The organism is Streptomyces sp. NPDC017095, from assembly GCF_044332325.1.
Classification (GTDB): Bacteria; Actinomycetota; Actinomycetes; order Streptomycetales; family Streptomycetaceae; genus Streptomyces.
In genome coordinates this window covers 1-26,497 of record NZ_JBIROU010000015.1, presented here as the reverse complement: position 1 = coordinate 26,497, position 26,497 = coordinate 1, and the positions used below count along the sequence as shown (strand labels likewise).

Below are 26,497 nucleotides of genomic sequence, written 5' to 3'. Positions count from 1 at the left end.
ACGTCGTCCGGAGGCCACGCGACCCCGGACGCCCTCCGGACGGGACGAGGGCCCCGGAGACGGGGCCCTCAGTGGCGTGTGACCACACCCGGTCGTCCGGACACCGCTTCCCGGTGAGCCGGCGGCAGGCCGCGGCGACGACGGCTCCGCGCTGCGGTGGCGCCCGGGGCACGGGGTGTCACGGCCATCCCACGAGGACATCGCCGGCTCGCCGGGCAGTGAAACCGCCGTGTCCCCGGCGGCGGCTTGCCGGGCGCGCGGCGACGCGGCCTCTACCGTTGTGCCGTATGAGCACGTGGCTGCCGCTGTCCGCGGTCCCCAGGCTGACCGGCGCGGTGGCCGTCGGTGCGGCGGTCGGCGCGGCCGTCGGCACGACTACGCGCGCGCCGCTGGGCATCCTCGCCGGGATCGCCGCGACGGGAGCGGCCTTCGTCGTCGCGGGCTGGGCCGTGCTGTGGCCGATGGACGCCGCCGCCACCCGGCACAACGCCCGGCGCGAGGACCTGCGGCCCGTCCTGGAGGAACTGGTGGTGGTGGCCGCGGCCCTGTGCGGGCTGGTCGGCATCGTGCTGCTGCTCCTCGTGCACGACTCCGGGACCGGCCACGCCGTGGCCCTGGCCGCGCTCGCGGGCGTCTTCCTGGCCTGGGCGGCCCTGCACCTGATGTACGCCGCCCGCTATGCCCACCTGTACTACGGCGAGGCCGCCGGCGGCATCGACTTCAACGCGGACCGGCCACCCGCGTACCGGGACTTTCTGTACTTCAGTTACAACCTGGGCATGACCTATCAGGTCTCCGACACCGGTGTCTCCAGCCCGCTGATCCGCGCGATGGTGCTGCGGCACACATTGCTGTCCTATCTCTTCGGCACCGGCATCCTGGCCACCACCCTCAACCTCGTCGCCGGCAAGGTGGGTTGATCCCCTCCCTTTTCCGCCGTCCTTTCCGCCGCCCTGCGCCGTACGCGCGGCCCGTCGACAGGGGCCGAAAGGGGCGGACCCCAAGCCGCACCATTCAGCTAGCATGATCGAACTTGTGACGAGCGCCCCATCGCCCGTCATATGCCGCAAAACCGCGCCAACCGGCGCAAGATTCACCGAAACCGTCAATAACGAGCAAATCGGCCGAACAATTGATACCTAAAAAATCAGGGGTGCTTCCCCGAATAGAGTGGAGAACCGGCTTTGCCGCGTGGCGTCAGCCACGGCCGATGTTCTGGACCGCGGCGACCGTGGCGGCCCTGGGGTTCCTCGTCGCGCTGGAGATGACCGCGCGCCACTACGACCTGCCGGGGCCGCTCACCAACCAGGTGCGGGAGGTGATATATCCACCGAAGTCCGGCTTTCTGTTGTACGGCGGTCTGGCGCTGATGATGGTGGTGCTCACCTGGCGGCAACGGCTCACGGCGGCCGCCGTCGCGATCGGCATCGACGCCGTGATCCTGCTGGTGCGCTGGGTGTTCGGTATCAGGATCACCGAGGGGCACCCCTTCGGCAACGGCGCGCTGTGGGTGCTGCTGGGCTACGCGGTCCTCGCCGTCACGCGCCGCACCGGCCAGGAACGCCTCCTGCTGCTGAAGGGCGTGGCGCTGGGGCTGCTGCTGGTGGCCGGCCGCAAGACCGGCGACATCTGGCTGCTGATCACGTCCAAGAGCCGTCCCCTGGTGCTCGATCCGTACGTGGCCACCGCCGACCACGCGCTGGGCAACCCGTCCTGGGTGATGGGCCGGATCGTCCACGCCACCGGCCCGGTCGGCATCCACCTCCTCGACTACGTCTACGCCCAGCTCGCCATGGCCGCGGTCTTCGTGGCGCTCTACCAACTGCGCAACGTCGCGGCCGACCGCCGTTTCCCGCGCCATCACCTGGTCCGCACCTTCCTGGTGATCGGTCTCCTCGGGCCGGGCATCTACATGCTCTTCCCCGTGGTCGGGCCGGTCTTCGCCTACGGCCCGGGCGCCTCGGGCACCGGCGGCCTGCAATGGGCGGTGGCCAACCTGTGGCCGCACACGCCGACGCCGCTCATCGCCCCGCACCCGGTGCCGTACGACGGGATCACCCCCCGCAACTGCATGCCCAGTCTGCACACGGCCTGGGCCACCGCCATTTTCATCCACTCCCGCAAGGGGCCCAGGTTCCTGCGCTACGCGGGCACGTTCTGGCTGATCGCCACGCTCGCCGCCACCTTGGGATTCGGCTACCACTACGGCGCCGACCTCGTGGCCGGTGTGGTGTTCACGCTCACCATCGAGACCGCGCTGCGCTCGATCGCACGCGGCTGGGACCGGTCCGGAATCCAGCTCGTCGCCTACGGCACGGCAGTCTTCGCCGCGCTGTTGGTGTCGTACCGCTATCTGCCCATGGAGATGGCCGCCCGGCCGTGGCTGTTCGGGCCGCTCCTCCTGCTGGCGATGGGTTCGGTGATCTACGGCTACGTACGGATCACCACGCAGTGGGAACCGAAGGCCGTGCCGGCGCGGCGGCCGGAACCGCAGCCGGAGCCGGCTTGAGCCGGAGAGAAGCGGGGCGGGGAGGCGCCCGGGACCGGCACCGGGCGGCCCGCCGGCCGGGAGGGTGCCCGGGCGCCGCACCCTCCCCGGCGCCGCCGGGACGGACCGGATCGCCGGGCGGCAACGCACCCGGCGATCCGGCTCACCGGACCCGCGGGCGCCGCCGTCGCGCCACCACCGCGACGACCGCACCGGCGGTCATGATCAGCAGTCCCGCTCCGCCGAAGATCAGCGGCAGCAGCCACAGGGAGAAGAACCCGTTGATCCGCGCGTCCTCGGGGGAATCCGCGCGGTAGAGGACCTCCACCTGTTCGCCCTTCTCGTACGCGGGCGGGTTCGAACCGCCCGAGTCCTCGAACGTCCTCCGCGTGCCGTCCGCGGAGGTGAACGCGACCACCGCGTACGCCACGGGATCGTCGTCGCCCCGCCGCCTCCCCGCGCTGTGACCGTGGTCGGTCCGCCACTCCAGGTCCACCACCGTGCCCCGGGCGCGCTCGGCGTCCGTCAGGTACGAGACCGACACCCCGGCGAAGACCAGCCCGAGGACGAGGAACAGCCCCCCGAACGCGGTCAGCCCGAAAACGATCCACCGATGGGCGGCCTGCCCACGCACCCGAACCCGCACGACATCCCTCTCGCTCGCCGGAAAACAGCAGGGACGCTATCCCAGGCCGGCCGGCGGCTGTCGACCGGCTCAGGCCCCGGGGTCCACACGGTGCCAGGGAGCGGGGCCCGAACCGCCGCACCACGCCTGGAGGTCGTCGCCGTCGACGCAGACGATCCCGCACTGGCGCGCGTACTCCAGGGCGGGTTCCGTGAAGCCGCTCGTGGTGACGACCGCCGCCACCTCGGCCTCGTGGATGGCGAAGCAGGTCCCGCCGAAGCGCTGCATGTCCTGCGAGCCGACCTTGTTGGTGTCGCCGTACTGCTTGCACTGCACGACCACGCGCCGCCCGTCCGGGGCGACCGCCACGACGTCCGCGCCCAAGTCGCCCGCGCCTCCCACCACTTCCACGTCCCGGCAGCCGTCCCGGGCACACAGCTCCGCTATGGCCTGCTCGAAGCCGTCCGGGTCCAGCGCCGCGTAGTCGACCACGGGATCGAGCACAGCGGTCCGCTCTTCGCCGCCCGGGTCCAGCGGCACGGTCGCGGTCCGCGCCGGTCCCGGGAGCACGCCGTCCGCACCCCAGCCGGGGCCCGCCGGTGCCGGGTCCGCGAACGGACCGGCCGGCGCGGCGGCTTGCGGGACGGGGGCGGGGCCCGGCGCCGGGGCGGCGAGACTGTCGGACGCCTTCTCGGCCGCTTCCTCCAGCGTCCGGGCGGCCTGGCGGGCCCAGATGCCGGCGGATATGCGCCGCCTCCGGGAGCGGTACACCAGTACGGCGGCCAGGCCGAGCACCGCCAGCACCCCGGCCCACAGCGGGCGGCGCTCCACGACGCCCGCCGCCATCCGCGCCAGGAACGACAGCAGGCACAGGATGATCGCGAGCAGCAGGAAGAACATCGCGGTGGCGCGCAGATCGAAGCGCCGGCCACGCCGCACACGTCGGACCGGGCGCATGGGTACGGTCATACCGGCTTCCTCCTGACAACGGCACCGAAGATCTCTGTCTACGGATGCCCAAGATCGGCCGTCTGCCCCACACGGGTCCGGCGCGGCGGACGTCCGCTTCAGGGACGCGCGCGGGAAGCCCGGGTTCCGTCCCGCCACTCGCGGGCGAGCATCGCGTAGACGTACTCGCTGCCCCAGCGGTCCCCGTCGAGGTCGTTGTCGACGAAGTGCGCCTCGCGGCGCATGCCGAGACGTTCGCACAGCCGCGCCGACGCGGTGTTGAGGACATCGAGCCGGGCGGAGACCCGGTGGGCCTGCAACTCGCCGAACGCCAGGGCGAGTACGGCGCCCGCCGCCTCGGTGGCGTAACCCCGGCCGGCGTACGCGGGGTGGAACACCCAGCCGATCTCGGCCTGCCGCGCGTGCGCGTGCGTGAGGGTGAGGACCACCTCGCCGACGACCCCGGGCTCGTCCGCCCGGCACACCGCCAGCAGCAGCACATCGCCGTCGGCCGCCCAGTCGGTCCCGCCGGCCCGGGCCGCCAGGGACTCGGCGCAGCCCTCGCGGGTGAGCGGCGGGCGGTAGAGGTACCGGGCGACCTCCGGCAGGCACTGGTAGGCGTACCGGTCCTCGGCGTCACCGGGCCGGAACAGCCGCAGCACCAGCCTCTCGGTCCTGATGCCTGCCGGCCGGTACTTCGCGACGGTGGTCATGGCGAAATCCCCCGTGTCATGGTGTCGACGCGCCCGGCAAGCCTAGTGGCTCGGCGGCTCCGCACGCGCCGCGTCGGCGCCCCCGCCGCTCAGTCCAGGGCCACGGTCACCTCGCCCGTGCCGGTTGCGCTCGCGCCGCCGGCGACGCGGACGGTGAACGGGCGATCGGTGCCGTGCGCGGTGACCCGCAGCCGTGCGCCGTCGCGCCGGACGGTGAACGTGGCCGCCGGGGTGCCCGCCAGGTCGGGCACCGTGATCTCGGCGGAGTAGTCCGCGGCGGCCGTGGGGTGGACGAGCAGGACCGGGGTGTCCAGCCAGTCGCCGTCCGGCCGGCTGTCGTCCGAGGCCAGCGGCAGCACCGCGCCCTCCCGCACGTACAGGGGCAGGCTGTCGAAGGCGTGCCGCTCGGTGCGCCACATCGGGCCGGTGACCCGCTCGCCGGTCAGGAGGTGGGTCCAGGTGCCCTCCGGGAGGTAGACCTCGACCTCGCCGTCCTCCGTGAACACCGGCGCGACCAGCAGGTCGGGGCCGAGCATGTACTGACGGTCCAGCGGACGGCACGCCGGGTCGTGCGGGAACTCCATGAGCATCGGGCGCATCACCGGTACGCCGGTGTGGTGGGCCTCGGCCGCTGCACCGTAGAGGTAGGGCATGAGGCGGTGCTTGAGCAGGGTGAACCGCCGGGCGACCGTCACGGCCTCCTCGCCGAAGTGCCACGGCACCCGGTACGACGTGGAGCCGTGCAGCCGGCTGTGCGAGGAGAGCAGGCCGAAGGCGAGCCAGCGCTTGAAGACCGCCGGGTCGGGCGTGCCCTCGAAGCCGCCGATGTCGTGGCTCCAGAAGCCGAAGCCGCTCAGCGACAGGGACAGCCCGCCGCGCAGCGACTCGGCCATGGCCTCGAAGGACGCCCAGCAGTCGCCGCCCCAGTGCACGGGGTACTGCTGGCCGCCCGCGGTCGCGGAGCGGGCGAACAGGACGGCCTCGCCGGGGCCGCGCTCCTGCACCAGAAGGTCGAAGACGGTCCGGTTGTACAGGTGGGTGTAGTAGTTGTGCATCCGCTCCGGGTCGGAGCCGTCGTGCCAGACGACGTCGGTGGGGACGCGCTCGCCGAAGTCGGTCTTGAAGCAGTCCACGCCCTGGTCGAGCAGCGTCTTCAGCTTGCCCTGGAACCAGGCGCGGGCGTCGGGGCTGGTGAAGTCGACCAGGCCCATGCCGGCCTGCCACAGGTCCCACTGCCAGACGTCGCCGTCCGGACGGCGCACGAGATGGCCGAGGTCGGCCGCCTCCTCGAAGAGCGGGGACTTCTGGGCGATGTAGGGGTTGATCCACGCGCTGACGCGCAGGCCCTTGTCCTTGAGCCGGGCCAGCATGCCGTCCGGATCGGGGAAGACGGCGGGGTCCCACTCGAAGTCGCACCACTGGTACTCGCGCATCCAGAAGCAGTCGAAGTGGAAGACCGACAGCGGGATGCCGCGCTCCGCCATGCCGTCCACGAAGGACGTCACCGTCGCCTCGTCGTAGTCGGTGGTGAAGGAGGTGGTCAGCCACAGGCCGAACGACCAGGCGGGCGGCAGGGCCGGGCGGCCGGTCAGCGCGGTGTAGCGGGCCAGGACCTCCTTCGGGGTGGGGCCGGCGATCACGTAGTACTCGATGCTCTGGTCCTCGACGCTGAACTGCACCTGGCCGACGGACTCGGAGCCGACCTCGAAGCAGACCTTGCCGGGGTGGTTGACGAAGACGCCGTAGCCGCGTGAGGAGAGGTAGAAGGGGATGTTCTTGTAGGCCTGTTCGCTGCTGGTGCCGCCGTCGGCCTGCCAGATGTCGACGACCTGGCCGTTCTTGACGAACGGGGTGAAGCGCTCGCCGAGGCCGTAGACCTGCTCGCCCACCCCGAGGGCGAGCTGGGCCAGGACGTGGTGGGCGCCGTCGTCGGTGGTGGCGAAGGCGGTGCCCTTGGCGCCGGCCCGGGTCAGCTCGCGGCCGTCCGCGTCACGGAAGGCCAGGGTCCAGGCCGCCTCGTCCAGGCGGAGGGTCAGCGCTCCGCTGGTCAGCTCCGTGACGGTGCCCTCGCGGCGGACGGCGCCCGCGCCGTCCGCCTCCGCGCCGAGCGCGAAGTCCGGGCCCGCACGGTGCTTGCCGGCGTGGTGGGTGACCCGGACGCCGATGACGCCCTCGGCGGGGGAGAAGCAGTCGACCGTGAGGAGCGGCGCGTTGAGCGTGTCCCCTCTGCGCGCCACGTTCTTCACGGCGGCATAGGCGGTGAAGCGCTTCGATGATGCTCGGATGTCGCGGGCCTCGGTGGCGTACGCGATCTGCACGCCGTCGCGGACGCGCCAGAAGCCGTTGGTGAACTTCATGTTCTTCCTCGGGGGAGCGGGAGCGGTTCGGGTGGGGCGCGGAGGCGTCGCCCGGCGGTTTGATCGTACATGCGACATGCCGCCCCCGGACAGGTCCGCGTACGGACAAACCCGGGCGTGAGCAGCACGGATTACGGATTTCTCGACGGCCGTGCACTGTCTGCGGAAAGGAACGAACAGGTGCTCGGGTCTGGCGCCGGAGCCGTGCATGGCGTATTAGTCATCTGCATGAACAAAGGCGTCCGGCAGTGCTGCCGGACGGTACGACAGCAAGGGCCAACTATGTCGAAGCGCTTCAACAGACGCTCCCGCAGGGCCGTGATACCCCTCGCCGTCGTCTCCGCCCTGGTCGCCGGGGCGGGACTGACCGGCTGTGGCCGGCAGCAGGACGGCTCCGTCTACACCGTGCTGAACTCCTCGACCGACGAGACGTATCACCGCTGGGACGCACAGGCGATGGCCCGCTGCGGCAGGCGGCTGGGCGTCACCGTCGAACAGCTCAGCGTCCCGGCGGCGCAGGTGATGACCAAGGCGCTGCGCATGGCGTCCTCGAAGTCGCTGCCCGACGTCGTGCAGTTCGACGCCTCGGAGATGCCGACGTTCGCAGGTGCCGGCGGGCTGACCGACCTCAGGAAGCTGGGGCTCGGCACCCGCGACATCCCGCGGGGCATCGTCGACTTCGGCTCGTACCGGGGGACGTACTACGGCGCCGCCCGGTCCGTGAACACCCTCGCGCTGTTCTACAACAAGGACGTCCTCGGCCGGGCGGGTCTGAAGGTCCCCGCCACCTGGGCCGAGCTGCGCGAGACCGCGAGGAAGCTGACGCGCGGCAACCGGTACGGCCTGGCGCTCAGCGCGGGCGGCGCCGAGGACGGCGTCTTCCAGTTCACGCCGTTCATGTGGTCCAACGGCGGGGACGAGACCCGGCTCGACGGGCCGAAGGTCGTCGAGGCGCTGGACTACTGGAAGAGCCTGCTGCGGGACGGCTCGCTGTCGAAGGCCACGGTGGGCTGGACGCAGGCCGACGTCAACGACCAGTTCATGGCCGGCAACGCCGCCATGATGATCAACGGCCCCTGGCAGGTCGAGACCCTGAACACCAAGAAGTCGCTGCACTGGGGCATCGCGCGGATCCCCGTGCCGAGGCCGGGCGCGAAGTCCGTGGCCCCGCTGGGCGGCACCGTGCTCACCGTGCCGAACACCGGCGACGAGCGGCGCGAGCGGATGGCGGGGAAGATCGTCGCCTGCCTGGCCGGCGAGCGGGAGCAGCTGACGTACGCCCGCAACAGCTGGACGGTCCCGGCCAACGCCAAGGCCGCCGCCGTCTGGCGCGCGCAGGTGCCGGAACTCGACGCGCTGGCCGGGCAGGTGGCCGCGGCCCGGTCCCGCACGGCCGAACTGGGCGCCGGCTGGCCGAACGTGTCGCTCGCGTTGCAGAGCGCCTTCCAGGCCGCCCTGACCGGCCAGTCCAGCAAGGCCGCCCTCCAGCGCGCCCAGCAGCGGGCCACGAGCGGGAACTGAGGTACGCGCAGATGACCACGTCCACCGTCACCGCGCCCGGCACGGTGTCCGAAGCCGGCACGCCGGCCCCCGCCCGGCCCCGGCGCGGTAACCGGGCGGCCCGGTGGGGCTTCGTCGCCCCCGCCGTCCTCTTCATGCTGCTGTTCTTCGGCTACCCGCTCGTCCGCAACGTCGTGATGAGCTTCCAGCACTACACACCGAGGACGTTCTTCACCGGCGAGGCGCCCCTGAACGGCTTCGACAACTGGTCGGCGGTCTTCCGGGACGCCCTGTTCGGCAAGGCGCTGTGGCACACGTTCGTCTTCACCGCGGGCTCGCTGCTCGGCCAGTTCTGCGCCGGCCTCGCCCTCGCCGTCTTCTTCAGCCGCAGGTTCCCGCTCAACGGCGTCCTGCGGTCGTTGATCCTGCTGCCCTGGCTGGTGCCCATGGTGGTGTCCGGCATCGTGTGGCGGCGCATCCTCGACCAGGACACGGGTGTACTGAACTCCTTCCTGGACACCCTCGGTCTGGACGGTCACACTCCATGGTTGACCAGTCCGCACATGGCCCTGCTGTCGGTCATCCTGGTCAATGTCTGGATCGGGATCCCGTTCAACATGGTCATCCTGTACGGCGGTCTCCAGGAGCTGCCCCGCGAGCTGTACGAGGCGGCCGCCCTGGACGGCGCCTCCGCCTGGCGGACGTTCCGCTCCGTCACCCTGCCGATGCTCCGCCCCGTCATCACCGTCGTCCTCGTCCTGGGCTTCATGTCGACGGTCAAGCTCCTGGACCTGATCCTGGCCCTCACCGACGGCGGCCCCGCCGACGCCACCCAGACCCTGGGCACGCTCACCTACCAGAACTCCTTCGTCCGCCTGGACTTCGGAGCGGGCGCCGTCGTCGGCAACGTACTGATCCTGATCTCCGCGGTGTTCGCGGTGTTCTATCTGCGGGCCAACCGCACCGAGGGGAAGTGACCGGCCCATGGCCACCCACACCGCCAAGCCACGCACCGGCAGGCGCCGCCTGGGCTCCACGGTCGCCGGTGTGCTCGTCCTGTGCGTGATGCTGTTCCCGCTGTACTGGATGCTCAACACCGCGCTCCAGCCCGAGGCCGGGCTGCTGGAGGTCGATCCGGTCCCGCACCGGCTGGACCTCTCCGGCTTCTCCAAGGCGCTCGGTGACCAGGGCGGACACCTGCTGACCTCGCTCGTGGTCTCGCTCGGCGCGGTCGTCGTCTGCCTGGCGATCGCCGCGCCGGCGGCCTACGGACTGGCCCGGTTCCGGCTGCGCGGCACCCGCGCCATCGTCTTCGGCACCCTTCTCACCCAGATGGTGCCGGGCATCGTCATCGCCAACGCGCTGTACACCTCGTACGTCGATCTGGGCCTGGTCAACTCCTACTTCGGTCTGATGCTGGCGGACGCCTCGCTGGGCATCCCGTTCTCGATCGTGCTGATGCGGGCGTTCATGGTGTCCATACCCGGCGAGGTGATCGAGGCCGCGCAGATGGACGGGGCCGGGCGGCTGCGCACCTTCGTGCGGGTGGTGCTGCCGATGAGCCGCAACTCCCTGATCACCTCGGGCCTGTTCGCGTTCCTGTTCTCCTGGAGCGACTTCATGTTCGCCCTCACCCTCAACACCACCGACGACGTCAAGCCGATCACGCTGGGCATCTACCAGTACATCGGCGCGCACGTGGGCGACTGGGGCTCGGTGATGGCGGCGGCCGTGCTCTCCGCGATCCCCGCGGCGGTCCTGCTCGTCCTCGCGCAGAAGTACATCGCCGCGGGCATCACCGGCGGCTCCGTCAAGTGACCCTCGGCAGCGGCGAAGACGCCCGCCGCGAAGGCGGCTCTTGTGACCGGACCGGCCGGCGCACCGGACGGACCGGCCGGCGCACCGCGGCCGTGCAGGGCCGTGCAGGCCGCCCATGGCTGGAAACGGCGATTTCCGATCGGAGAAGGACTGGTAGAAAAGAGAGACAGTCGATTTCTTTCATGCCGCGTCCGGGCCGGGTGGTGCCTCAGCGGGTGAAGGAGGGGCCGTCGTGCCACGCCGCCATGGCCAGAACACCTCGCTACGGGACCTGCTGAGCGAGGCGGGCATGAGCGCCGCGGAACTGGCCAGGAACGTCAACCGCCTGGCAGCCGACGAGGGCCTGGCACTGCGCTACGACCGCACCACCGTCGCTCACTGGCTCTCGGGCTCCCGTCCCCGTGCTCCCGTGCCCCAGCTCGTGGCCGAGGTACTGACCCGCAGCATCGGGCGGCTGGTCGGCGCGGCGGAGACCGGCCTGGCCGACGCCCGTGCCCAGGCGGCCGACGACGGACCGGACGAGAACCGCACCGACCCCCTGCTGCGCCTCCTGGCCCTGGCCAGGACGGACGCCGATCCGGTACGCCGTGTGCGGCTCCTGCACCTGGTCTTCCGCCAGCGCGGTGTCCCGGACCCGGACGTCCGGGACACGCTCGAAGTCCCGGGCCCCGCCCGGCTGCGGACGGGGATCGGCGGCGCCGACGTGCAGCGGGTCCGGTTCGTGACGTCCCAGTTCGCCGTCGGCTGGCCGCGCTACGGAGGCGGTCACGCCCGCTCGGCCCTGGCCTCCTACCTCGGCGACGACATCGGCCGTCTGCTGGCGCAGCCGGCGCCTTCGGCCGTGCGCCGGGCACTGCTGTCGGAGGCGGCACAACTCGTCCACGTCCTGGGGGACATGTCGGCGGACGCCGGCCATCAGGGACTCGCCCAGCGGTACTACCTGATCGCCCTCGACGTCGCCGCCGGGGCCGGGGACAGCCGGACGCGCGCCATCACGCTGAGGGCGATGAGCGTCCAGGCGGTCCGCCTGACAGCGCTGCGGTACGCGGCCGGCCTCGCCGACGCCGCGGTCACCACGACCATGGGGCAGTCCGGTGACCTACAGGCGTTCGTTCTCGCCCAACGGGCCTACGTGCGGGCCCTGGCGGGCGAACGCCGCGGCGCCTACCGGGACCTCGACGATGCCGAACGGGAGCTGGGCTCCTCCACCGTGTGCGACGACCCCTTCCTCCGGTACCCCAGGGCCGGCTTCGCCTACCGCAAGGGACGCGCCCTGCACCTCCTCGGAGACGCGGAGCCCGCGCTGGACGCCCTGCGGTACGCGGCCGGACGGCGTCCCCTCCACCAGCACCGCACCAGGGCGCTCAGCCAGGCCCGGCTGACCCTGGTGCTGCTGGAGCAGGGCCGGGTGGACGAGGCGTGCGACACGGGCCGGCTCTTCACCGAGGAACACCGTTTCCTGCGTTCCCATCGCTCCTCGCTCATGCTGCGGGAGATACGGGCGCGGCTCATGCCGTACCGGCGGGTGCCCGAGGCAGCGGATTTGCTGCAGCGGCTCGCGGCGCTCGCCCGTACGACGCCCGGCCCCTGACTCCCGCCCGACAAGGCTCCGCCGTGACAGGCGCCTTCCCGCCGTCACCGGACGAGGGCACCGGCGGGGCCGCGGACGCGCCAGCCGCCGGGACCGGACGCCGCCGGGAGCCGACGCCACCGGACCGCGTCCGACGCCGCGTCGTCCGCGGGCGAGGGTCCGAGGCGGGTCACGCGGACCCGCCGGAGCCGGCCCCCGCTCCGCCCTCCGCGCCGGACGCCGTCTCCGTCCCGCACGGCTGCCCGGTCTCGGACGGACCGGTGCGCGCGCGGCGGTAGGCCCGCTCGGTCGCGGCGGCGCGCAGGGCGAGGCCGGCGACGCGGTCGAAGAGCGGATCGTCCATGGGGCCACCCTGGGCTGCCGGACCGGTGACCGCACGGTGCGGGATGCCGACCGGGTGAGAGGGCCGCGCGGGGACCGCTGCGGTCCGCGCGTTCAACACGTTCACGCTTCATCGGCGCCGTGCGCGTGTGCGCCGCGCACGCCCGGGGAGCCGGTACAGGGTCCGACGGGAGCACCAGTCCCGGCCATGGAGCCACACGTGAGCGGCACGGGACCTACGGGACCGGGCCCCCGCGGTGCGACCCACGCCCGCCACGAAGAGCCGTTTCCCGATCCAAGGAGTCCTCTCCATGCCTGCCACCGAGTTCATCGACACCGTGGGAATCAACCTGCCCGAGCATCTCAGTGCCAACGAGTTCCTCTCCCTCGCCCGTGAGGGAATGATCGGGGAGAAGCACCTGCGCAGCTTCGCCCTCGCCGAATTCCAGTCCCAGGAAGCCGAGTTCACGGCGTACGGCCTGTTGCTGTCCCGGTACCCGCACGAGGTGCCCGGCGGGTTCTTCTCCTTCGTCGCACACGAGCTGATGCGGGCCCGGCACCGGATGGTGAGCGGTCTCGCGCCCGCGCTGGGCCTCTCGCCCGACGAGATGCGCCGTGCTCCGCGCCTGGAACCGGTGCGACGCTTCACCGAGTTCATCTCGTGGGTCGCTCTGCACGCCGGAGCGGCGGAGGCCGCGCTCGTGGCACGCACCGACTTCACCCTGTGGTGCAACACCTGCGCCGTACTGGCCGACGTGCTGAGCGAGGCCGAGCAGGTTCCCGAGGCCGCGATCGAGTACATCGGCGCCTACCGCGAGAACCCTCCGGAGGTGGCGGACGGCGTGCTGGAGGTCATCGAGTACGGCAGGGCGCGCGACGAGCCGGACGAGTGGATCACGCGCAGTGCGGTGCGCATGGAGCCGGCGCTGCGGTCCTGGTGGCGGGCGGTCGCCACAGCCGGGTGAGCACCGTGGGGATGGGCGCGGTCGGGTGAGGTCACGTACGGGAGGAAGCGGATATGGGCCGTGAGGTCGGACGGGTGGCGTTCACGGAAGAGGAGTACGCGCGGTTCCGCGTCCGCCTGGCGGACTGCCTCGCCGAGCTGGGGAAGGTGGTGGCCCGGCCCGGGTTCGGGCAGGTGCCGAGCACGCTGGGCGCGGAACTGGAGCTGTCGCTGGCCGGGCCGGACGGCCGTCCCGTCCCGGTGAACGCGGCCGTCCGCGAGGGACTGGGCGACGACGGTCTCGCCCTGGAAGTGGCCCGCTTCAACCTCGAGGCCAACCTGGAGCCGGTTCCGCTGCGGGGCCGTCCGTTCACGGAGCTGGCCGCCCAGGCGTCCGGGGCACTGGCGCGGATCACCGCCTGGTCGCTGCCGCGCCACGGCGCCCGGGCGGTGCCGATCGGGACGCTGCCCACGCTGACCCCGGCCGACCTGACGGCACGGGCGCTGACCGACCTGCCGCGCTACCACGCGCTGGAACGCGCCTGGGCCCGGCGGCGTCCCGCGCCGTTCCCGCTGCGCGTGGGGGAGGGCGAGCAGGGACTGCTGCGGGCCGGGTCCGTGGCGGTCCAGGGCGCGGCCTGTTCCTGGCAGGTGCACCTGACCGTGGCCCCGGACCTCTTCCGCCCCACCTACAACGCCGCCCAGCTCGCTACCGGACCGGCGCTGGCCGCCGCGGGCAACTCACCCTTCCCGCTGGGCCGGCGCGGCGGGCAGGAGTCCCGTATCGCGGTGTACGAACAGGGCTTCGGGGAGCGTGCCGCGGACGGCCGCGGGACTTCACGACCGCGGGTCGGTTTCGGGCACGCCTGGCTGCGCGGCGGTCCGCTCGCCGCGTTCGAGGAGACCGTCCGCGGCTACGACGTCCTGCTCCCGGCGGTCTCCTCGGCCGGGGACGACGACGTCTCGCCGAACGGCTGCCCCTCGCTGGAGGAACTGCGCCTGCACGTGAGCACCGTGTGGCCGTGGAACCGGCCGGTGTACGACCCGCTCGGGCACTTGCGGATCGAACTCCGGGCGCTCCCCTCCGGGCCGACCCCGCTGGACATGGCGGCGAACACGGCGTTCCTGGTCGGTCTCACCCTGTCCTTGGCGGCCGAGGGCCGCGACGTGGCGCGTGAGCTGCCGTTTGCCTGCGCCAGGGAGAACTTCTACCGGGCCGCGCGGGACGGCCTGCGGGCCACCCTGTGGTGGCCCTCACCCGGCTCCGCGCCCCGCAGCCACGACGCGGGCGCCCTCGTGGCGGAGCTGCTGCCACAGGCTCGGGAAGGACTGGTCACGGCCGGAGTGGACGCCGCCGAGGCGGACACCGTGCTGCACCTGCTGGACCGCCGGACAGGGTCGGGCCGTACCGGAGCGTGGTGGCAGCAGCGGACCCTGCAAGCGCTGCGCCGGCGGGAGGAGCACGCGCGGCACGCGGGCCGGGAGACGACCGGCCGCACCGCGACGGCACCGGAACGAGACGCGGTCCCGCCCGGACCGGAAAGCGGCACCGGGACCCGGACGCCCCGTAGAGCCGAGCGGACCGGGGACGGGAACACACGCGTCGCCGGTGCAGACCGGCCCGACCCTCTCCTGGGGGAGTTGACGGTGCGCTACGCACAACTCGCCGAAGGAGCAAGCCCCGTGCACACCTGGAACCTTCCCACCTTTCCCCGACGGAGTGAGCGATGAGCCCCAGCACACCCCCGCCCGCCAGCGACTTGCAGGTCGACTTCCCCTTCGACTACGCCGCGCACGTCGGCGGCGGCCGGCGCATGGGGCGGCTGCCCGAGAGGACCGCGGGCGCGCGCGTCGCCGTGATCGGAGCGGGCGGCAGTGGACTGGCGGCCGCCTACGAACTGCTGCGAGCGGGCTGCCGGCCCGTCGTGTACGAGGCCGAACGGAGCCAGGACGGGCCGGGGGGCCGGCGTCTGGGCGGCCGCATGTACAGCCGGCGGCTCGACGAGACGGACAGTGCCGTCGTGGAACTGGGCTGCCTGCGGTTCCCCGAATCCGCACGGCTGCTGCGCCAGTACGCCCACACGTTCGGAGTCCGGCTGGAGCCCTTCCGGGACAACTACGCGGCTCCCACGCCGTCGACCGTGCTGGACGTCGACGGCCGGCAGTACCCGGCCGGGAGCCTGGAAGACCTGTACGGCCTCCACGAGGAGTTCCGCGAGGCGCACACCCGCTGGCAGCAGGCGCTTGCCCGCATCGGTTTCCTCCAGATCCAGCGAGACGTCGCCGCCCGTGACCTCACCGCGGTACGCCGCCGCTGGCGCACGGTGCTGTCCCGGTGGGAGATGTGCTCCTTCTACCGCTTCCTGCGCGACCCGGAAGGCGCGGGCCTGAGCCACGACCAGGCACGGCTGCTGGGCACCGCCGGGATAGGACCCGCGGTCTGGGACTCCTTCTTCGAGCTCAGCATGGCCGAGATCCTGCGCCTGCTGCTGTGCACCGAGGGAAGCGGTCTGCTGTACGCACCGGACGGCATCAGCCGGCTGGCGGAGGGCTTCTGGACCTGCCGCACCACCGGCCCCGACGGGCGCACGTGCAGCCTGGAGACCGTCAACGAGGGTGTGTTACGGCCCGCGGTGCGCGCCATCGACGTCGAACCGGACGCCGCCCGCGGGGTCGTGGTGCACAGCGAGGACGGGCGCAGCGAACGGTACGCGGCCGCCGTGTTCACCCCGCAGCTACGGTTGCTGGAGACCGGTGTGGAGGTGCGTTCCACCGCCGCTCACCTCCCCGCGCTCGGCCCGCGCCTGTGGCGGGCCGTCCGCAGGCTGCACTACTGGCAGTCCTCCAAGACCGCGCTCGTGGTGGACCGCCCCTTCTGGGAGGGAACGTCCATGGACGGCGTCACCCTCACCGACCGGCTGCCGAGGGCCGTCTACACCATGGACTACGGCCCCCCGCGCGGACCCGGGGGGCGGCGCGGGGTGGTGGACCTCAGCTTCACCTGGGCGCAGGACGCCATGAAGGTCGCACCCTCCGCCCCGGAGGAACGCCTCGCCCTCTTCCTCCGCGATGTCGCCGCCATCCACCCCGAGGTGGCGGACGAACTGCGCGCCCGCACCGACACGGCGGCGACGGTGACCGTGTCGTGGGAGAACGAACGGAACTTCCGCGGTCTGAGCCGCTTCTCGTGTCCGGGCGACCATCCCTACCAACGCGACCTGTTCGCCCACTTCATGAAGGACTTCAGCGGCACGGCGGCCGTACCGGGAGAACCGCCGAACGCCCTCTTCCTGGCCGGTGACGACACCTCGTGGTCTCCCGGCTGGCTCGACCACGCGCTCGCCTCCGGCCTGAACGCCGCGTGGGGAGTCCTGCGCCAGCTCGGTGCCCGGCCCGAACCGGGCAACCCCGGACCCGGCGACCTGTGGGACGACCCCCGGTACACACCGCTCGTCATCTCCTGACCAAGGACACCTCAGGCCCTGGGGACGCCCCCGCCCGCAATGGCCCCTCCCCGTCCGCCCGCCCCCGCACCACCCCTCCGGAGGTATCCGTGCACGCACCCCCTGGCAGAGATCTGCTGCTGCGACCCGACCGCGTGTGGGACGCGGTCGCGGACACACCGGTGGACGGCCTGTCCGTCCTCGTACACGACGGCCGGATCGCCGAGATCGGACACGACCTCCCGGCCGGCCCGGAGACGGACATCGTCGAGATGCCCGGCTGCACCCTGCTGCCCGGGTTCATCGACTGCCACGTCCACCTCCTGGACGAAGCCGCCGAGACGGCACCCGCCGCCTACCAGACCCTCACCGCGGTGCCCGTCCTGCGCGCCCTGCTGCACAGCGGATTCACCACCGTCCGGGACCTGGGCAGTGCCCACCTGCCGCTGAACGTGTCCTTGCGCCAGGCGGTCGAGGACGGCCTCGTCGAGGGACCCCGCATCCTCGCGGCCCCCAACATCCTGTCCCCCCAAGGAGGCCACGGGGACAAAGAGCCCGACCTCGCCCTGCGGTACGGACACCGGATCGGCACCCTGGCCGAAGGCGTCGAGGGGCTGCGCCGCGCGGTGCGCGCGCAGTCCCGCGCCGGCGCCGACTGGATCAAGTTCGCGGGCAGCGGCGGGTTCTCCTCACCCGTGGACAGCCCCACCAGCACCGCGTACTCGAGCACGGAGATGCACGCCATCGTCTCCACCGCCGACGATCTGGGACTTCCCTGCGCGGCGCACCTGTTCACCGACCGTGCCATCCTGCGCGCCGTCGAGGCCGGGGTGCGCAGTGTGGAGCACGGCTGCTTCGCCACCCCGCCGACCTACCAGGTCATGGAGGAGGCCGGCGTGTTCCTGGTACCGACCCAGTACGCCCAGACGTACTTCCTCGACCGGCTCGACGACGACGGCTTCTGGGACAGCTCCACGGCGACCCTCCGCGCGAACTACCGGGAACACGCCGAGGCCCTGCGCGAAGGGCTGCTGCGTCCCGCCCGGACGCACGTGAAGACGGCCTTCGGTACCGACGCCGGGATGTTCCCCCATGCCGAGAACTGGCGCGAGTTCCCCACCATGCTCGCCCACGGATACACCGCCCTGCGTGCCCTGCGGGCGGCCACCTGCGTCGCCGCGGACCTGCTCGGCCACCCCGACCTGGGCACCATCACCCCCGGCGCCACAGCCGACCTCGTCGCCCTCGAAGGCGACCCCTTCCACGACATCACCGCCACCGGCCGCAGCCGGTACGTCTTCCAGCGGGGCCGGATGGTCACCGGATCACCCGCCACCGTCCCGGCGGCTCCCCGCCCGGCGGCTCCCCGCCCCTCACCCCTCCAACCGGTCACGGGAGACCACATGAAGGCCGAAGAACTCATCGAAGCGATGAAACCGGACGTCGAACGGTTCGTCAGCGGCAACCGGCTCGTCGAACTCGCCCGGACCGGGGAGATCGACACCGACCACTTCAAGCGGATCGTGCTCGCCGAGTACCAGTGCCAGGAAGCCGAACTGTCCACGTACGCGCTGCTGGTGTCCCGGCACCGCCACGAGATCCCGGCCACCCTGTTCTCCTTCGTCCTGCACACCATCGCCACCGCTCGCGGACTGCTGCGCGACGCCACCTCGTCCGTCGGCCTCACCGGCGGCGACATCCCGCCGGTACCGGTCGACCAGGGTCTCTTCCGGGTCGTGCGCGACCTCACCTGGCTGGGCACCCAGGCCGGGCCCGCCGAAGCCGCCCTCTACCTCCACACGGACCTCTCCACCTGGTGCACCCTCTTCTCCCGCCTCGTCTCCGCCTCGAGCCGGCTGCCGGACGTCCCCCGCCCCGTGCTCGCCTACATGGAGTCCTGGGGCGACCGGCCGCCGCCCGAGGTCGCCGAGGGAACCCTCCGGGTGCTCGAGTACGGCCTCGCCCGGGGAGAGGAACCGGACCGCGTCCTCCATACGGCCCGGCAGCTGGGAGTGATCGTCGATCCGTACTGGTCCTATGTCACCGGGGGTTGAAGGGAGAGGACACCGCCGCCGGCCCGGCCTCCAGCGACCCCGGTGGCGCGTGGGGTGCCGTCCGCGCTGTCCGTCGGTGCCGCCGTCCGGCGCCACGATCCCGGGCGGCGGGATTTCACCAGCGACAACTGCTCAGGCGCCCACCCGGAGATCCTCTCCGCGCTCCAGGTGGCCAACGGCGGCCACCAGCCGGCCTACGGTCTGGACCGCTACACGGCTCACCTGGAGGACACCTTCCGCCGTCATTTCGGGCCCGACGCCCAGGTGTTCGCCGTCTTCAACGGAACCGGGGCCAACATCATCGCGCTGCAGGCCGTCACCAGCCGCTGGGGAGCGGTGATCTGCGCCGGGCAGGCCCATCTGAACGAGGACGAGGGAGGCGGTCCGGAGCACATGGCGGGGCTGAAGCTGCTCGGAGTGCCCTCCGTGGACGGCAAACTGAGCCCCGGACTGATCGACAGCGCGGCGGCGGAGGCGAACGACGTGCACTCCGCTCCGCCCCGGGCCCTGTCCTTGACCCAGGCCACGGAACTGGGTACCTGCTACACGCCCGTGGAGATCCGTGACCTCACCGCCCGTGCGCACGCGCACGGCCTGGCCGTCCACATGGACGGCGCGCGCCTCGCGAACGCCGCAGTGTCCCTGGGAGTCCCGCTGTCCGCCTGCACGACGGACGCGGGGGTCGACATCCTGTCCTTCGGCGGCACGAAGAACGGCCTGCTGTTCGGGGAATGCGTGGTGGTTCTGGACCCGTCCCGGGTCTCGGGTCTGCCGTATCTGCGCAAGCGCTCCGCGCAGCTCGCCTCCAAGATGCGCTTCCTCTCCGTCCAGTTCGAGGCGCTCCTCGACGGGGACCTGTGGCAGCGCAACGCGCGGCGCGCGAACGCCATGGCCGCACGGCTGAGCGTCCTCCTCTCCCGCATGGAGGGAGTGGCGGTCAGCCGTCCCGTCGAGGCCAACTCGGTGTTCGCGACGCTGCCGCGTACGGCCCGCGCCCGTCTCGCGGACCGGTACACGCTCTACCTCCATGACGAAAGCCGCGGAGAGGTACGGCTGATGTGCTCCTACGACACCACGGAAGAGGACGTCGACGACTTCGCCGCCGCTGCCGAGGCGGCGCTCAGGCCGGCGTGAGCGGGGCCGCCGACGGTACCGATGGTGACCTGACCCCGCCCACTCGCGCGTAGGGCCCGACCGGAGACGGCCGGGCCCTACGCGCGGTGAATCGAGCCGCCTCGGGGCGTCGGTCCCGGGTCCGCCGGGGTGGTTCCTCCAACGCATCCCGTCCCGCACCTTGACGTGCACCTGGCATAGCTGGCTGTATGGGAGCGCTCCCACGCTCATTCGGACCGGCTTCCTCGCCTCACTCCCTGGAGTCGCAGTGAGAACCACGAGAAGTACGCCCCTGAAGAACCCCGTCGCCGCCCTGCTGGCCGCTCTGGTCACCGTGCTGGGCCTGCTCGCCCTGTCCCCGGCCCCGGCCCGCGCCGCCGCGCGGCCGGCCGCCGCCGCTTCGGGACTGCACATCAGCGACGGCCGCCTCCTCGAAGGCAACGGCAACGACTTCGTGATGCGCGGCGTCAACCACGCCCACACCTGGTACCCGGACCGGACCCGGTCGCTGGCCGACATCAAGGCGCTCGGCGCCAACACCGTGCGCGTGGTCCTCTCCGACGGCTACCGCTGGTCCCGCAACAGCGCGGAGGACGTGGCGGCCGTCGTCCACGACTGCAAGGCCAACCGGCTGATCTGCGTACTGGAGGTGCACGACACCACCGGCTACGGCGAGGACACCGCCGCCGGCACGCTCGACCACGCCGCCGACTACTGGATCAGCCTCAAGGACGTCCTGGCCGGCGAAGAGGACTACGTCATCGTCAACATCGGCAACGAGCCCTGGGGCAACACCGATCCGGCCGGCTGGACCGCGCCCACCATCGCCGCGGTCAAGAAGCTGCGCGCGGCCGGCCTCCGGCACACGATCATGGTGGACGCGCCCAACTGGGGCCAGGACTCGCAGGGCGTCATGCGGGCCAACGCCCGGACGGTCTACGACGCCGACACCACCGGCAACCTCCTGTTCTCCATCCACATGTACAGCGTCTTCGACACCGCGATGGAGATCACCGACTACCTCGACGCCTTCGTCAGCGCCGGACTGCCGCTCGTCATAGGGGAGTTCGGCGGGCCTGCCGACCAGTGGGGCGACCCCGACGAGGACACCATGATGGCCGCCGCCGAGCGGCTCAGCCTCGGTTACCTGGCCTGGTCCTGGAGCGGCAACACCGACCCGGCCCTCGACCTCGCCATCGACTTCGACCCGGCACGGCTCAGCTCCTGGGGGCAGCGGATCTTCCACGGCGCCAACGGCATCGCCCAGACCGCGCGCGAGGCGACCGTCTTCGGCGGCGCCGCCCCCGACACCCGGGCCCCGACCGCACCGGGCACTCCCACCGCCTCGGGCGTCTCACCCACCTCCGTCACGCTGACCTGGCCCGCCGCCACCGACGACGTCGGTGTCACCGGCTACGAGGCGGTCCGAGTCGACGGCACCACGGAGACCACGGTCGCCTCCTCCACGACCACGACGGTCACCGTCCCGGCCCTGACCGCGGACACGTCGTACACCTTCGCCGTCTACGCCAAGGACGCGGCCGGCAACCGCTCGCCGCGGTCGGCGACGGTCACCGTGAGGACCGGGAAGGGCGGCGGCGGTCCCGGAGCCGGCTGCTCCGTGGGCTACCGCGTCGTCGGCGAATGGCCCGGCGGTTTCCAGGGCGAGATCACCCTCCGCAACACCGGCACCACCGCCCTCAGCGGCTGGACCCTGGGCTTCGCCTTCCCGGCCGGACAGACCATCAGCAACATGTGGGGCGGCACCCCGGCCCAGAACGGCTCCGCGGTGACGGTCGCCGCCGCTTCGTACACCTCGGCGATCCCGGTCAACGGCTCGGTCACGCTCGGTTTCACCGGCACCAAGCTCACGGCCAACCCTGCCCCGACGGCGTTCACCCTCAACGGGACTACCTGCACGATCAGTTGACCGGTCACGGCAGCCGGGGCCGGCGGGCACCGCTCCCGCCGGCCCCGACGCACACGTCACGCGTTCCGCGGGCGGCCGGGGTCGGCCGGAACGATCCGATTCCGGCCGCCCCGTCCACTGACCGGCTCGCCGAGGCGCCTCAGAACGCGCTGCCACCGGATGTGGCGTCCACCGGCCGGCCGGCTCCGAAGCGGGTCCGTACGGCCGGGTCGGCGAGGAGCCGGGCGGGGTAGCCGGGACCGGTGCGCAGGGTCACGTCCTCGGAGTGCAGGGGCTTGCCGCAGGCGGCGCAGACGACCTCGGCCCGGGTGTCGTGTCCGCAGGAGGTGTGGTGCACGGTGACCGGCACGCCGTCGTCGTCGGCGAGCCAGCGGTCGCCCCAGGCGTTGATGGCGGCCAGGACGCCGAAGAAGTCGCGGCCCTTGTCGGTGAGCAGATACTCGTGGCGGACCGGATCGCTCTGGTAGGCGCTGCGGCGCAGGATGCCGGCGTCCTCCAGGCGGCGCAGCCGGTCGGCGAGGGTGTTGCGGGCGATGCCGAGCGTGCCGATGAAGCCGTCGAAGCGGGACTCGCCGTAGAAGACCTCGCGCAGGACGAGCAGGGTCCAGCCGTCGCCGAGGACGTCCACCGTGCGGGCTATCGAACACGGCCAGCCGTCGAACGAGATCCGTCTCATGGCCTCTACCGTATCAGTCTCATCATGAGACGTACTTGCCGCGCGAGGCCGCCGACGCTAGCGTCCCGTGGGTCTCATCATGCAACTCAGGAGGAATGATGGGTATGCCCGCGGACGCGCCCACCGTCACGGTCGAACGGGACGGACATGTGCTGCTCATGGGGCTGAACCGGCCCGCCAAGCGCAACGCCTTCACCAAGGAGATGCTCACGGAACTGTCGCAGGCCTACGGGTTGCTGGAGCGCGACGACGAGCTGTGGTGCGGGGTGCTGTTCGCCCACGGCGACCACTTCACGGGCGGACTCGACCTGGGCGATGTCGGTGGCGACCTCGCGGCCGGCGGGGAGCTGTTCGCCGAGGGCGGGCGCGATCCGTGGCGGCTGGACGGGCCGTGGACGAAGCCGGTCGTGGCCGCCGCCCAGGGCTGGGTGATGACCCTGGGCATCGAACTGCTGCTGGCCGCCGACATCCGGGTCGCGGCCCGGGACGCGCGGTTCGCGCAGTTCGAGATCCGGCGCGGCATCTACCCCTTCGGCGGGGCCACCTTCCGGTTCCCCCGGCAGGCCGGCTGGGGCAACGCGATGCGCTGGCTCCTCACCGGCGAGGAGTTCGACGCCGCCGAGGCCCACCGCATCGGACTGGTGCAGGAACTCCTCGACGACGGCGCCGCGGCCCTGGCGCGGGCCAAGGAGATCGCGCACGTCGTCGCCGACCGCTGCGCGCCGCTCGGTGTGCGCGCCACGCTCGCCTCCGCGCACCGGGCCCGTGAGCACGGTGACGCGGCGGCCATCGCCGAAATGCGTCCCGCCATCGCCCGTCTCCTCGCCACGGCCGACGGCGCGGAAGGCGTGGCGTCCTTCGTGGAGCGCCGCGACGCCGTCTTCACCGGCCGCTGAACACCACCCCGCGTTGCCGCACTCCTCGTCCCGCACCGTTGCGGCTTCCGTCGTGACGGACGCGGGCGCCGGCGGCAACAGGTGCCGGCCGCGAGGTCCCCACCTGCGGTCCGGGCGCGTTGCCAAGGCCCCGTGTGGGTGGCAACAGCCCTGACCCGTTGCCGATTTGGAGGTTGCCCGGCGCAACGGATTCCTCTGGCGTCATTGTGTGCCTTGTCGCAAGGCGGGCCCACCGGGGGCGCGCTGTCCCGGCCGGTGTCCGGCGGGGCGAGGAAGGACAGGGTGTGATGGATCGTTCGCTGGTCTCGGTGCGGGCGGCATTGGTGCTGTTGCTGGCGGCGCTGGCCGGTGCGTGCGCCGGCCTGCTGTCGGTGCTGGCCGGGAGCGGAACGGCGGGCGGCCTGCTCGCCGGACTCACCGCCGCGGGCGGCGCCGTGCCGGTGTTCAACCAGGCGGTCGCGCCGGAGCCGGGCCACGGCGGCGCCTCCGTGCGCGGGGCCGGTACGAAGGGCGGGAGCGTCCGTGGGTGAACTGCGTCCCCTCGCCGAGGACTTGAGACCGGAATCCCGTGCGCTGGCCATGGCCCTGCGGGAGCTGTTCGCGGGCCTGAACGTGTCGGTCCGCCGCTACGCGGCCCGCCGGATGCGCGACGCCGGCACGCTCTCCCGCTATCTGAACGGCACCCGGGTGCCGCCCTGGGAAGTGGTGATGGACCTGTTCACCGATGTGGCCGAAGACCGCGGCATGGCCGCCACCCCGGACGCCATCGAACTCGTGCACCGGCTGCACCGGGCGGCCGCCGAGACCAGCGCCGCGCCCCGGCACGCGGTGGAAGTGCTGGAGCAGCAACTCGCCGAGGCCGACCGGGTCTCCCGCCGCTCCACCGCCCGCGGCGACGCGCTGAGCGACGCGCTGCTGGACCGCAAGCACCGCATCGCCGACCTGGAGGTGCGGCTCAGCCAACTCGAAGCGGCATGGAACGCGGAGCGCGAACGGGCCGAACGCCTGGCCGCGGCCAGCCCCGACGTCACCGACCTGCTGCACGAACGGGACCGGCTGCTGGACGACGTGACCCGTCTGTCCGCCCAGTTACAGGAGGCGTGCAAACAGCGCGACGACGCCGAGCAGCGCTGCACCCTGCTGGAACGGCAGTTGGAGGTGGTCGAGCAGGCGAAGCCCGTCGCCGCGGTGGCACCGGTGGTCCCGCAGGTCATGCCCAGGATCCTCGTCGTGGACGACCAGCCGGACAACCTGCTGGCGATGACCGCCGTCCTGTCCACCCTCGACCAGGACCTGGTCGCCGTCTCCTCCGGCCGCGAAGCCCTCAAAGCCCTGCTGGACCACGACGACTTCGCCGTGATCATCATGGACATCCAGATGCCGGACATGGACGGCTACGAGACCGCGGCCCACATCAAGCGCCGCCCGCGCACCCGTGATGTGCCCATCATCTTTCTCACCGCCATGGGCACCGACCCGGAACACTCCGCCCGTGGCTACGCCGCCGGTGCGGTCGACTACATCAGCAAGCCGTTCGACCCCTGGGTCCTGCGCGCCAAGGTCGCGGTCTTCACCGGCATCTACCTCGAACAGCGCCGCCTCGCCGGAAACCAGTGACCGGGCCGGGTCGCCGGCGTTCCGGTCCGGGAGCCGACCCGGGCGGAACGGCCGTACAGCATCCCGGCGGCGGCCAGGCCGTGTGCGTCGAGCGGCGAGGTCTCCCTCCGGGGCGCCCACCGCGATCCGTGCGCCGCACGTCGCGGAGGCGCCGGGGGAGACCCGGAGAACCGCCTCGTCGCGGCCGATGCTGCCCGCGTCGGCACGGTCGACCGCGACCTGGACCGCGTCCCTGCCTCCCGGTCCGCCCAGGCCGGGCCACGGCGCCCACATCCGTACCCCGCACAGCACCCGTATACGGCGAGAACGGTTCTTTCCTCGCTCTTCCCGACCGATCGATACGCTTCGCTCCATGCAAGGCGTTCCGGACGGAGACCCGTCGGCGGCGGAGGCGAAAGCGGACGGCCCCGGGGACCGCGATCCCAGCACCCGCCAACTGCGCCTGTTCCTCACCCTGGCGCAGGAACTGCACTTCGGGCGGGCGGCAGCGCGGATGTTCATGACACAGCCCGCCCTCAGCAGACAGATCCGCCTGCTGGAACACCGGCTGGGTGTGCCCCTGCTCGACCGGACCAGCCGGTCGGTGTCCCTGACCGAGGCGGGGCGGGCGCTCGTCCCCGAGGCCCGCGACGTGCTGGCGGCCATGGCCCGGCTGCGGGGCAGTGCCACCGAGCACTCCCGGCAGGTGCGCGGCCGGCTCGTTCTCGGCTTCATCGCCGGTGAGGCGGCGATGCCCTACACCCACGCCATCCTCGTCGAACTGCACCGGCGCCGGCCCCGCATCACGGTCGAACTGCGCGCACTGTCCTTCGGCAACCAGGTCGAGGCACTGGCCAACGGCGAGGTGCACGCGGCGCTCCTCAGGCTCCCGCTGCCGTCCGCGCTGCGGACGATCCCGCTGGCCACCGAACCCCGGGTCGCCTGCCTGCCCGCGACGGACCGGCTGGCCGCCCTCGCCACCGAGCGGCCGGTCACCCTCCTGGACCTCGCGGACCACCTGGTGGTGGACATGCCGGCGCAGGCGCCGCGCGACTGGTGGGACGACTGGGCCGTCAATCCGCGTCCGGACGGTTCACCCGTGCGGTTCGGCCCCGTGGCCGCGGACATCGAGGGCCTGCTGCACATCGTCGCGCGCGGCCAGGCCATCAGCTTCCTGCCGGCCGCCGCCCGCCGCCTGTACCCGCGTCCCGGAGTCGCCTACCTCGACGTGGCCGACGCGCCGCGGTCCACGGCCGTACTCGCCTGGATGCCCACCGGCCGGGACCGCCCGGTCCTCTCCGCCCTGCTGGAGACGGTCCGCACCCTGATGGCGGGGGCCGAGCAGGACCGGTGGACGGCCTGTGGCTGGTGAAGCACCGGCCTGCCGAAGCCCCGTTATCTTCTTCGCGGTCCTGCAAGAGGGCCGCTGGCCTCCGGGCCCGGCATGACTGTTGCCCCCTGTCGATCGGATGACCTGGGGGGTGG

Annotated in this window: 22 protein-coding genes; 16 read left to right on the top strand and 6 right to left on the bottom strand. The window is 72.3% G+C overall.

The genetic code is table 11. The annotated features are described in order from the left end of the window. Positions 1-287 precede the first annotated feature (287 nt). Complete coding sequence (locus ACH4OA_RS26725) at positions 288-920, top strand: DUF1345 domain-containing protein (RefSeq protein WP_397971470.1); 633 nt, start codon at positions 288-290, stop codon at positions 918-920. 290 nt (positions 921-1,210) lie between these two features. After that, the gene (locus ACH4OA_RS26720; protein WP_397941031.1) at positions 1,211-2,509 is read left to right on the top strand and encodes a phosphatase PAP2 family protein; all 1,299 of its coding nucleotides are present in this window, start codon (positions 1,211-1,213) and stop codon (positions 2,507-2,509) included. A 142-nt stretch (positions 2,510-2,651) separates the two neighbouring features. Here the strand turns inward: ACH4OA_RS26720 and ACH4OA_RS26715 are convergent, their stop codons facing one another. The 4 genes from ACH4OA_RS26715 to yicI all read right to left on the bottom strand — a co-directional run bounded on the left by ACH4OA_RS26715 (position 2,652) and on the right by yicI (position 7,131). Further along, positions 2,652-3,134 (bottom strand): DUF3592 domain-containing protein, encoded by a 483-nt coding sequence (locus tag ACH4OA_RS26715; protein ID WP_365882675.1) that lies wholly within the window; start codon positions 3,132-3,134, stop codon positions 2,652-2,654. Between the two features lie 69 nt (positions 3,135-3,203). Beyond that, a complete protein-coding gene (locus tag ACH4OA_RS26710) occupies positions 3,204-4,082 on the bottom strand; it encodes a restriction endonuclease (RefSeq protein WP_397941027.1) in 879 nt (292 codons plus the stop codon). A 98-nt stretch (positions 4,083-4,180) separates the two neighbouring features. Beyond that, positions 4,181-4,774, bottom strand: a complete 594-nt coding sequence (locus ACH4OA_RS26705) for a GNAT family protein (protein WP_365882671.1) — start codon at positions 4,772-4,774, stop codon at positions 4,181-4,183. Positions 4,775-4,863: 89 nt separating this feature from the next. Then, positions 4,864-7,131, bottom strand: coding sequence for an alpha-xylosidase (yicI, locus tag ACH4OA_RS26700; RefSeq protein ID WP_397971467.1), 2,268 nt, complete (start codon positions 7,129-7,131; stop codon positions 4,864-4,866). A 282-nt stretch (positions 7,132-7,413) separates the two neighbouring features. Here yicI and ACH4OA_RS26695 point away from each other — a divergent pair, with 282 nt between their 5' ends. The 4 genes from ACH4OA_RS26695 to ACH4OA_RS26680 all read left to right on the top strand — a co-directional run bounded on the left by ACH4OA_RS26695 (position 7,414) and on the right by ACH4OA_RS26680 (position 12,040). After that, entirely contained in the window at positions 7,414-8,652 is a 1,239-nt protein-coding gene (locus ACH4OA_RS26695) for an ABC transporter substrate-binding protein (protein ID WP_397946897.1), read from the top strand. Between the two features lie 11 nt (positions 8,653-8,663). Further along, the gene (locus ACH4OA_RS26690) at positions 8,664-9,608 is read left to right on the top strand and encodes a carbohydrate ABC transporter permease (RefSeq protein WP_397941019.1); all 945 of its coding nucleotides are present in this window, start codon (positions 8,664-8,666) and stop codon (positions 9,606-9,608) included. A gap of 7 nt (positions 9,609-9,615) precedes the next feature. After that, positions 9,616-10,449, top strand: a complete 834-nt coding sequence (locus ACH4OA_RS26685; RefSeq protein ID WP_365882663.1) for a carbohydrate ABC transporter permease — start codon at positions 9,616-9,618, stop codon at positions 10,447-10,449. Between the two features lie 232 nt (positions 10,450-10,681). Then, positions 10,682-12,040, top strand: a complete 1,359-nt coding sequence (locus tag ACH4OA_RS26680) for a hypothetical protein (RefSeq protein ID WP_397971465.1) — start codon at positions 10,682-10,684, stop codon at positions 12,038-12,040. A gap of 169 nt (positions 12,041-12,209) precedes the next feature. Here the strand turns inward: ACH4OA_RS26680 and ACH4OA_RS26675 are convergent, their stop codons facing one another. Next, positions 12,210-12,383, bottom strand: coding sequence for a hypothetical protein (locus tag ACH4OA_RS26675; RefSeq protein ID WP_397971463.1), 174 nt, complete (start codon positions 12,381-12,383; stop codon positions 12,210-12,212). A gap of 289 nt (positions 12,384-12,672) precedes the next feature. Here ACH4OA_RS26675 and ACH4OA_RS26670 point away from each other — a divergent pair, with 289 nt between their 5' ends. The 6 genes from ACH4OA_RS26670 (at position 12,673) to ACH4OA_RS26645 (ending at position 21,844) form a co-directional block, all read left to right on the top strand. Further along, positions 12,673-13,326, top strand: coding sequence for a hypothetical protein (locus ACH4OA_RS26670; RefSeq protein ID WP_397971462.1), 654 nt, complete (start codon positions 12,673-12,675; stop codon positions 13,324-13,326). 53 nt (positions 13,327-13,379) lie between these two features. Beyond that, positions 13,380-15,035 (top strand): glutamate--cysteine ligase, encoded by a 1,656-nt coding sequence (locus ACH4OA_RS26665; protein ID WP_397971459.1) that lies wholly within the window; start codon positions 13,380-13,382, stop codon positions 15,033-15,035. Next, on the top strand, positions 15,032-16,768 hold the full coding sequence (locus ACH4OA_RS26660; RefSeq protein WP_397941009.1) for a flavin monoamine oxidase family protein: 1,737 nt from the start codon (positions 15,032-15,034) through the stop codon (positions 16,766-16,768). Before ACH4OA_RS26665 ends, ACH4OA_RS26660 begins: the two co-directional genes overlap by 4 nt. 89 nt (positions 16,769-16,857) lie before the next feature. Then, positions 16,858-18,801 carry an amidohydrolase family protein gene (locus ACH4OA_RS26655; RefSeq protein WP_397971456.1) on the top strand — a complete coding sequence of 648 codons (1,944 nt, stop codon included), beginning with the start codon at positions 16,858-16,860 and terminating at the stop codon, positions 18,799-18,801. 42 nt (positions 18,802-18,843) lie between these two features. Next, on the top strand, positions 18,844-19,935 hold the full coding sequence (locus ACH4OA_RS26650; protein WP_397971454.1) for a threonine aldolase family protein: 1,092 nt from the start codon (positions 18,844-18,846) through the stop codon (positions 19,933-19,935). Between the two features lie 247 nt (positions 19,936-20,182). Next, positions 20,183-21,844: a cellulase family glycosylhydrolase gene (locus tag ACH4OA_RS26645; protein WP_397971451.1), complete on the top strand. Its 1,662-nt coding sequence runs from the start codon at positions 20,183-20,185 to the stop codon at positions 21,842-21,844. A gap of 139 nt (positions 21,845-21,983) precedes the next feature. On the opposite strand, the gene ACH4OA_RS26640 is transcribed toward ACH4OA_RS26645, so the two are convergent. Then, on the bottom strand, positions 21,984-22,520 hold the full coding sequence (locus ACH4OA_RS26640; protein WP_397971448.1) for a winged helix-turn-helix transcriptional regulator: 537 nt from the start codon (positions 22,518-22,520) through the stop codon (positions 21,984-21,986). Positions 22,521-22,624: 104 nt separating this feature from the next. Here ACH4OA_RS26640 and ACH4OA_RS26635 point away from each other — a divergent pair, with 104 nt between their 5' ends. The 4 genes from ACH4OA_RS26635 (at position 22,625) to ACH4OA_RS26620 (ending at position 26,384) form a co-directional block, all read left to right on the top strand. Beyond that, positions 22,625-23,416 carry a crotonase/enoyl-CoA hydratase family protein gene (locus ACH4OA_RS26635; protein ID WP_397971446.1) on the top strand — a complete coding sequence of 264 codons (792 nt, stop codon included), beginning with the start codon at positions 22,625-22,627 and terminating at the stop codon, positions 23,414-23,416. A gap of 287 nt (positions 23,417-23,703) precedes the next feature. Further along, the gene (locus tag ACH4OA_RS26630; RefSeq protein ID WP_397941000.1) at positions 23,704-23,946 is read left to right on the top strand and encodes a hypothetical protein; all 243 of its coding nucleotides are present in this window, start codon (positions 23,704-23,706) and stop codon (positions 23,944-23,946) included. Further along, positions 23,939-25,033 carry a response regulator gene (locus ACH4OA_RS26625; RefSeq protein WP_397971443.1) on the top strand — a complete coding sequence of 365 codons (1,095 nt, stop codon included), beginning with the start codon at positions 23,939-23,941 and terminating at the stop codon, positions 25,031-25,033. Before ACH4OA_RS26630 ends, ACH4OA_RS26625 begins: the two co-directional genes overlap by 8 nt. Before the next feature lie 352 nt (positions 25,034-25,385). Next, positions 25,386-26,384, top strand: coding sequence for a LysR family transcriptional regulator (locus ACH4OA_RS26620; RefSeq protein WP_397940997.1), 999 nt, complete (start codon positions 25,386-25,388; stop codon positions 26,382-26,384). Positions 26,385-26,497: the final 113 nt, after the last annotated feature.

What these genes read in the sequence shown, in the direction of transcription:
- ACH4OA_RS26725 (WP_397971470.1), top strand. Translation starts at nt 288, where the DNA reads ATGAGCACGTGGCTGCCGCTGTCCGCGGTCCCCAGGCTGACCGGCGCG.
- ACH4OA_RS26720 (WP_397941031.1), top strand. Translation starts at nt 1,211, where the DNA reads ATGTTCTGGACCGCGGCGACCGTGGCGGCCCTGGGGTTCCTCGTCGCG.
- ACH4OA_RS26710 (WP_397941027.1), bottom strand. Translation starts at nt 4,082, where the DNA reads ATGACCGTACCCATGCGCCCGGTCCGACGTGTGCGGCGTGGCCGGCGC.
- ACH4OA_RS26705 (WP_365882671.1), bottom strand. Translation starts at nt 4,774, where the DNA reads ATGACCACCGTCGCGAAGTACCGGCCGGCAGGCATCAGGACCGAGAGG.
- yicI (WP_397971467.1), bottom strand. Translation starts at nt 7,131, where the DNA reads ATGAAGTTCACCAACGGCTTCTGGCGCGTCCGCGACGGCGTGCAGATC.
- ACH4OA_RS26695 (WP_397946897.1), top strand. Translation starts at nt 7,414, where the DNA reads ATGTCGAAGCGCTTCAACAGACGCTCCCGCAGGGCCGTGATACCCCTC.
- ACH4OA_RS26690 (WP_397941019.1), top strand. Translation starts at nt 8,664, where the DNA reads ATGACCACGTCCACCGTCACCGCGCCCGGCACGGTGTCCGAAGCCGGC.
- ACH4OA_RS26685 (WP_365882663.1), top strand. Translation starts at nt 9,616, where the DNA reads ATGGCCACCCACACCGCCAAGCCACGCACCGGCAGGCGCCGCCTGGGC.
- ACH4OA_RS26675 (WP_397971463.1), bottom strand. Translation starts at nt 12,383, where the DNA reads ATGGACGATCCGCTCTTCGACCGCGTCGCCGGCCTCGCCCTGCGCGCC.
- ACH4OA_RS26670 (WP_397971462.1), top strand. Translation starts at nt 12,673, where the DNA reads ATGCCTGCCACCGAGTTCATCGACACCGTGGGAATCAACCTGCCCGAG.
- ACH4OA_RS26665 (WP_397971459.1), top strand. Translation starts at nt 13,380, where the DNA reads ATGGGCCGTGAGGTCGGACGGGTGGCGTTCACGGAAGAGGAGTACGCG.
- ACH4OA_RS26660 (WP_397941009.1), top strand. Translation starts at nt 15,032, where the DNA reads ATGAGCCCCAGCACACCCCCGCCCGCCAGCGACTTGCAGGTCGACTTC.
- ACH4OA_RS26640 (WP_397971448.1), bottom strand. Translation starts at nt 22,520, where the DNA reads ATGAGACGGATCTCGTTCGACGGCTGGCCGTGTTCGATAGCCCGCACG.
- ACH4OA_RS26635 (WP_397971446.1), top strand. Translation starts at nt 22,625, where the DNA reads ATGCCCGCGGACGCGCCCACCGTCACGGTCGAACGGGACGGACATGTG.
- ACH4OA_RS26630 (WP_397941000.1), top strand. Translation starts at nt 23,704, where the DNA reads ATGGATCGTTCGCTGGTCTCGGTGCGGGCGGCATTGGTGCTGTTGCTG.
- ACH4OA_RS26620 (WP_397940997.1), top strand. Translation starts at nt 25,386, where the DNA reads ATGCAAGGCGTTCCGGACGGAGACCCGTCGGCGGCGGAGGCGAAAGCG.